Consider the following 6,258-nt stretch of genomic DNA (forward strand, 5'->3'; position numbering starts at 1 on the left):
CACGTCTAGATTCGATTCATGGCGGACTCGAAGCGCGAGATCGAGCGGAAGTACGAAGCCACCGACGCCACCCGGCTGCCCGACCTGACCCGGGTGGCCGGGGTCACGGCCGTCGACCACCACGGCGTCAGCGAACTCGACGCCGTCTACTACGACACCGAGGACCTCCGGCTCGCCGCGGACCACCTCACCCTGCGCCGCCGCACCGGCGGCGCCGACGCCGGCTGGCACCTCAAGTTCCCGGTCGCCTCCGGCATCCGCGACGAGATCAGGGCCCCGCTCTCCGACACCCTGCCCGCAGAACTGGCCGGACTCGTCCGCTCCCGGGTGCGCGACACCGCCCTCGTCCCCGTGGTCAGGCTCCGCTCCGCCCGCGACGTCCACCTGCTGAACGGCCCGGACGGCGAACCGCTCGCCGAAATCGGCGTCGACGAGGTCCGGGCCGAGCGGCTGCACGGCGGCAGCCGCAGTACCGCCTGGACCGAGATCGAGGTCGAACTCGCCGACGACGGCGACCCCGCCTTCCTCGACGCCGTCGAGAAGCGGCTGCGCAAGGCCGGGATACGGCCCTCCGCGTCCCCCTCCAAACTGTCCCGCGCGCTCGCCGGGACGGCCCCGGAGAAGCAGCGGAAACAGCAACCCGCCACGCCGCCGCACACCGCGGGCGACCACGTCCTCGCCTACGTACGCGAACAGATCACCGACATCGTCGCCCTCGACCCGGCCGTGCGCCGCGGCCTGCCCGACTCCGTGCACCGGATGCGCGTCGCCACCCGCCGACTCCGCAGCGCGCTGCGCTCGTACCGCAAGGTCCTCGACCGGACGGTCACCGACCCCGTCGGCGGCGAGCTGAAATGGCTCGCGGCGGAACTCGGCGTCGACCGCGACCAGGAGGTCCTCGACGCCCGCCTGCGCACCCGCCTCGACGCGCTGCCCCGCACCCTGGTCCTCGGCCCGGTCCGCGCCCGGCTGCGGATCTGGTCCACGGCCCGCCGCAGCGGCTCCCGCCGCCGTACCGTCGCGGTCCTCGACGGCGCCCGCTACCTCGCACTGCTGCACACCCTGGAAGCGCTCCTCGCCGCCCCGCCCCTGCTGCCCGCGGCCGCCGCCCCGCCCGCCAAGGCGCTCGCCCGCGCCGCGCACAAGGACCACCGACGCCTGGCCACCCGGCTCGCACACGCCCTGGAACACCCGCCGGGCCCGGACCGCGACCTCGCCCTGCACGACGCCCGCAAAGCGGCGAAACGCGCACGGTACGCGGCGGAGGCGGCCCGCCCCGCCCTCGGCAAACCCGCCAGGAAGTCCGTCAAGCGGCTGAAGGCCGTCCAGAGCGTCCTCGGCGACCACCAGGACAGCGTCGTCGCCCGCGACGCCCTGCGCACCCTCGCCGTCCAGGCCCACGCGGCGGGGGAGCCCTCGTTCACCTGGGGGCTGCTGTACGGACAGGAGGAGGCGACAGCCGCGGTACGCGAGCGGGAGCTGCCGAACGTATGGGCGCGGGCCTCCCGGGCCGAAATCCGGACGGCGTCCGGAGACTGAGCAGCGCGGTACGCTGGATGGTCACCCCTGCCAGCTCTCGAAAGTTCGCGATGTCTGTCGATTCGGTCTTCCCACAGCTCGAAGCTCTGCTCCCGCATGTGCAGAAGCCCATCCAGTACGTCGGCGGTGAGCTGAACTCCACCGTCAAACCGTGGGACGAATGCGACGTCCGCTGGGCCCTCATGTACCCCGACGCGTACGAGGTCGGACTCCCCAACCAGGGCGTCATGATCCTGTACGAGGTACTCAACGAGCGTCAGGGCGTCCTCGCCGAACGCACCTACAGCGTCTGGCCGGACCTCGAAGCGCTGATGCGCGAGCACAAGGTGCCCCAGTTCACCGTGGACGGCCACCGCCCGGTCAAGGCGTTCGACGTCTTCGGGCTGAGCTTCTCCACCGAGCTCGGCTACACCAACATGCTCACCGCCCTGGACCTGGCCGGCATCCCGCTGTCCGCCAAGGACCGCGGCCTCGACGACCCGATCGTGCTCGCGGGCGGCCACGCCGCGTTCAACCCCGAGCCGATCGCGGAGTTCATCGACTGCGCGGTCATCGGCGACGGCGAGCAGGCGGTCCTGGAGATCACCGAGATCGTCCGCGCCTGGAAGGCCGAGGGCCGCCCCGGCGGCCGCGAGGAGGTGCTCTTCCGCCTCGCGAAGACCGGTGGGGTCTACGTCCCCGGTTTCTACGACGTCGAGTACCTCCCGGACGGCCGTATCGGCCGTATGGTGCCGAACAAGTCGGGCGTGCCGTGGCGTGTGTCCAAGCACACGGTCATGGACCTCGACGAGTGGCCCTACCCCAAGCAGCCCCTCGTCCCGCTCGCCGAGACCGTCCACGAGCGCATGTCCGTGGAGATCTTCCGCGGCTGCACCCGCGGCTGCCGTTTCTGCCAGGCCGGCATGATCACGCGCCCCGTGCGGGAGCGAAGCATCACCGGCATCGGCGACATGGTGGAGAAGGGCCTCAAGGCGACGGGCTTCGAGGAGGTGGGCCTGCTCTCCCTCTCCTCCGCGGACCACACCGAGATCGGTGAGATCGCCAAGGGCCTCGCCGACCGCTACACCGAGGACAAGATCGGCCTCTCGCTGCCCTCCACCCGCGTCGACGCGTTCAACGTGGACCTGGCCAACGAGCTGACCCGCAACGGCCGTCGCTCCGGTCTCACCTTCGCCCCCGAGGGCGGCTCCGAGCGCCTGCGCAAGGTCATCAACAAGATGGTCTCGGAGGAGGACCTGATCCGTACGGTCTCCACCGCGTACGGCAACGGCTGGCGCCAGGTGAAGCTGTACTTCATGTGCGGCCTGCCCACCGAGACCGACGAGGACGTCCTGCAGATCGGCGACATGGCGGTCAAGGTGATCGCCAAGGGCCGCGAGGTGTCCGGGCAGAACGACATCCGCTGCACCGTCTCCATCGGCGGCTTCGTCCCCAAGCCGCACACCCCCTTCCAATGGGCCCCGCAGCTCAGCGCCGACGAGACCGACGCCCGGCTGACCAAGCTCCGCGACAAGATCCGCGGCGACAAGAAGTACGGCCGTTCGATCGGCTTCCGCTACCACGACGGCAAGCCCGGCATCGTCGAAGGCCTGCTCTCCCGCGGCGACCGCCGCGTCGGCTCCGTCATCCGCGCCGTCTACGAGGCCGGCGGCCGTTTCGACGGCTGGCGCGAGCACTTCAGCTACGACCTGTGGATGAAGAGCGCCGAGAAGACGCTGCCGGACTTCGGCGTGGACGTCGACTGGTACACCACCCGCGAGCGGACGTACGAGGAGGTCCTGCCCTGGGACCACCTGGACTCCGGCCTCGACAAGGACTGGCTCTGGGAGGACTGGCAGGACTCGCTCGACGAGACCGAGGTCGAGGACTGCCGCTGGACGCCGTGCTTCGATTGTGGGGTGTGCCCTCAGATGGACACGAGCATCCAGATCGGCCCGACGGGCAAGAAGCTCCTGCCGCTGACGGTCGTGAAGTAGATCCGCGGTTGACATGACACGCCCCGGCTCCTGCCGGTGACATCTCGGTGACGAAGGTCCGGTCGGGGGAAACCCCCGGCCGGACCTTTGCGTCATGAGGTGCATGGAATACGGAAAGCACCAGGCACCCGCGCGGTACGAGAGCGGTGACGGCTGTCTGACCACGCTCGTCAGGATTCCGGTGCGGATCGTCGTCCTCGTCCTCGTCCTGCCGGTGCGGATGGTCTGGGACGCCCTGGTCGCGGGCGCCCGTGCTGCCGACCGGATTCTCCTGCGGCCGCTGGGGCGTGCGCTGGCGTGGCTCTTCGAGGTGCTGGTCGTGATTCCTGCCCGTTGGATGTACGCCCAGGTGCTGACCCCGCTCGGGCACGGGCTGCGATGGCTGGCCATCGCGGTGTTCGTGTGGCCGTGGGTCGCGCTGTGGCGGTATGTGGTGGTGCCCGGGGTGCGGTACGGGATCGTGGTGCCGCTCATCTGGCTGTACGAGCAGGTCCTCACCCCGGTAGGGCACGGGTTGCGGTGGGTCTGGCAGGCGCTTCTGCTGCCGGCCGGACGGGGCATCGCCACCGCCGTGAAGTGGCTGCTCACCGTCCTGTTCGTCATGCCGGTGGTCCTCGTGTGGCGCTACGTCCTGAAGCCACTGGGGCTGGCCGTCGGCTGGCTGGTGGAGCACCTGGTCGTGCTGCCGCTGGTGTGGACGTACCGGGAACTGCTCACTCCGCTGGGCCACGGCATTGCCCGGCTCCTCGATCTCCTGGTCCGCGGCGTCGGGGCCGGCTGCCGGGGGCTGTGGGCCGCCGTCCGGTGGCTGGTCACGGTGCTTCTCGTCACCCCGGTGGTCTGGGTGTACCGGCGGATCCTGACCCCCGTGGGCCGGGAGATCGTCGCCGCGTTCGGCGTCGCCTGGCGGATTGCCGGGTTCGTCTCGCGGGCGGTCGGCCGGATGCTGGCCTGGCTGGCGTGGCACCTGGTCGGAGCGCCGGTGAGCTGGGCCTACCGCACGGTGTGCACGCCGGTCGGCCACTTCCTGCGCGACGCCGTGTTCGCCCCCGCCGGGCGGGCCGGCCGCGCGGTGGGCCGGACGGCCCGGCAGACGCTGAGCACGGCACGCGAGACCGTCCGCCAGGCCAGGCGCGACGCCTGGCGGGCCCTGGTCGGCGGGCCGCGTGAACCCGAGCCCCGGGAACCGGGAAGCCTGTCTGCGCGTACTCTGGGTAGTACAACGATCGTGCCCAGCGCGGCGCCCGAACCAGAGATCTCCCTGCGGAAAGAGAAATCCGTCCAGCAGGGGTGAGCCGGACCGGACACCCTAGGGTCACCCGTACTTCGAGGGCGGCGTGCCACCGCATCCGCTCCGCACCGAGGAGAAGAACCACTGGGCAAGCGACAGCCCGAAGGCCCGCCGCCCGCACCGGCAGTGCAGCGCATCCGACTGCGCTACACGAAGCGCGGCCGCCTCCGGTTCACCAGTCATCGAGACTTCCAGCGTGCCTTCGAGCGGGCGCTGCGCCGCTCCGAGGTGCCCATGGCCTACTCGGCGGGCTTCACCCCGCACCCCAAGGTGTCGTACGCCAACGCCGCACCCACCGGCACGGGCAGCGAGGCCGAGTTCCTGGAGATCGCGCTCACCGAGGCCCGTGATCCGGGCACGCTGCGCGAGCTGCTCAACGACTCGCTGCCGGACGGCCTCGACATCACCGACGCCGTCGAGGCCCGCACCTCGGGTCTCGCCGACCGGCTCACCGCCTCCATCTGGGAGATGCGGCTGAACGGGGTCGCCGTGGAGGACGCCGAGAAGGCCGTCGCCGCGTTCAACGCGGCCGAGACCGTCGAGGTCGAGCGCCGTACGAAGAACGGCATGCGGAGCTTCGACGCCCGGTCCGCCGTAGTCGACCTGCAGGCCCTTGATCATCAGCCTGATAGGCCCGGGGACAAGGCCTGTGCGATACTGCGGCTGGTTGTTCGGCACGTGACACCTGCCGTTCGGCCTGACGACGTCCTGTCCGGTCTCCGCGTTGTGGCCGACCTGGCGCCGCCGGTCCCCGCAGCGGTGACCAGGCTGGCGCAGGGGCTCTTCGACGAGGAGTCCGGCACGGTGACCGACCCGCTCGCGCCTGACCGCGAGGCAGCCCCGGCCGCTCCATCCACAGCCGCCGGGACCACCGCCGCGACAGCGCCCGAGGGTGCAGGTTCCGCGTAAGGCGGTCGTTGTAGCGCAGCCCTCGGACTCGGGAGCCACCTGGGCCGGGCCGCGCGCTGACCCATAAGACTTTCGCCAGGCCGTACGCACACCGTGTAGGGAACCGGCGAGCCAGACATTCAGCCCCCGTGCGGCGCCCGCGCCCCGGACGGCGGTACCGCGTACACCATGCGGACCGTGCCGGACCGGAATCAGGCGCGGCGCCCGGGAGCCCGACGGGAGAACCGCCCGCATGCCTCAGCCCACCGAACCCGGCACGGCCGGGAACGCAGAAGACAACAACACCCCCGGGGACAAGCTGCCGCCGCGCCGCAGGCGCCGCGCGGCATCCCGCCCGGCGGGCCCGCCGACGGCGGGCGCACAGGCCGGTGCCGAGGCTCCGGCCATACCGGCCGTTGACGCCGGAGTGTCGGAAACCAGCACCGAGAACACCACCGAGGCCGAGGCCGCGCCGCCCGTTCGTGCGCGCCGCCGCGCCGTCCGCAAGGCGACGGCCCCGGCCGGTGCGCCGCAGGCCGCCGAGACCGTGGAGGTCGTGGAGCC

The 6,258-nt window shown here is 71.5% G+C and carries 5 protein-coding genes; all 5 read left to right on the plus strand.

The features are described from left to right. Positions 1-18 precede the first annotated feature (18 nt). Positions 19-1,539 (plus strand): CHAD domain-containing protein, encoded by a 1,521-nt coding sequence (locus tag ACIBJG_RS04735; RefSeq protein ID WP_399303919.1) that lies wholly within the window; start codon positions 19-21, stop codon positions 1,537-1,539. A 50-nt stretch (positions 1,540-1,589) separates the two neighbouring features. Continuing rightward, a complete protein-coding gene (locus ACIBJG_RS04740) occupies positions 1,590-3,515 on the plus strand; it encodes a TIGR03960 family B12-binding radical SAM protein (RefSeq protein WP_399303921.1) in 1,926 nt (641 codons plus the stop codon). A 103-nt stretch (positions 3,516-3,618) separates the two neighbouring features. Continuing rightward, positions 3,619-4,809, plus strand: a complete 1,191-nt coding sequence (locus tag ACIBJG_RS04745; RefSeq protein WP_399304509.1) for a hypothetical protein — start codon at positions 3,619-3,621, stop codon at positions 4,807-4,809. A 123-nt stretch (positions 4,810-4,932) separates the two neighbouring features. After that, positions 4,933-5,715 (plus strand): TIGR03936 family radical SAM-associated protein, encoded by a 783-nt coding sequence (locus ACIBJG_RS04750; RefSeq protein WP_399303923.1) that lies wholly within the window; start codon positions 4,933-4,935, stop codon positions 5,713-5,715. 232 nt (positions 5,716-5,947) lie between these two features. Then, positions 5,948-6,258 (plus strand): hypothetical protein (locus ACIBJG_RS04755; protein WP_399303925.1); only part of this gene is annotated, 311 nt, incomplete at its 3' end.

It is taken from the genome of Streptomyces sp. NPDC050422 (assembly GCF_044458665.1).
Taxonomy (GTDB): domain Bacteria; phylum Actinomycetota; class Actinomycetes; order Streptomycetales; family Streptomycetaceae; genus Streptomyces.